This is a genomic window from Gilvimarinus sp. 1_MG-2023, from assembly GCF_030548285.1.
The window spans coordinates 1-328 of record NZ_JAUOSC010000545.1 but is presented as its reverse complement, the minus strand read 5'-3'; the positions used below and the strand labels follow the sequence as shown (position 1 = coordinate 328).

Here is a 328-nt window from a genome sequence, read left to right as displayed (position 1 = left end):
GGGTAGCCCTGGGCCAGTTACTTGCCGCCACCGCATTGATGAGTGCCAGCCTCAAGTTCAAAGGCCGGCTAACCCTGCAAATACGCCTGCCAGGGGCTATCTCCCTGTTGCAGGCAGAAACCAATGAACTGGGAGAGCTGCGGGCGATTGCCCGCTATGACAGCGATCAGCCAGAAGCAACCCTGACCTTTGCAACGGAAGGCCAGCTGGTTATCACCCTGGAGCCGGAGCAAGGCCAGCGTTATCAGGGTATTACCGCCATTCCCCAAGGCGATATAGCCACCGCACTGGAAGACTATTTCAGCCAGTCAGAACAACTGCCCACACG

1 protein-coding gene is annotated in these 328 nt (G+C 57.9%); it reads left to right on the top strand.

All coding sequences use genetic code 11. From position 1 onward, the window contains the following. On the top strand, positions 1-328 hold a 328-nt coding region (locus Q4563_RS18010; RefSeq protein WP_303605479.1), incomplete at both ends, for an Hsp33 family molecular chaperone HslO.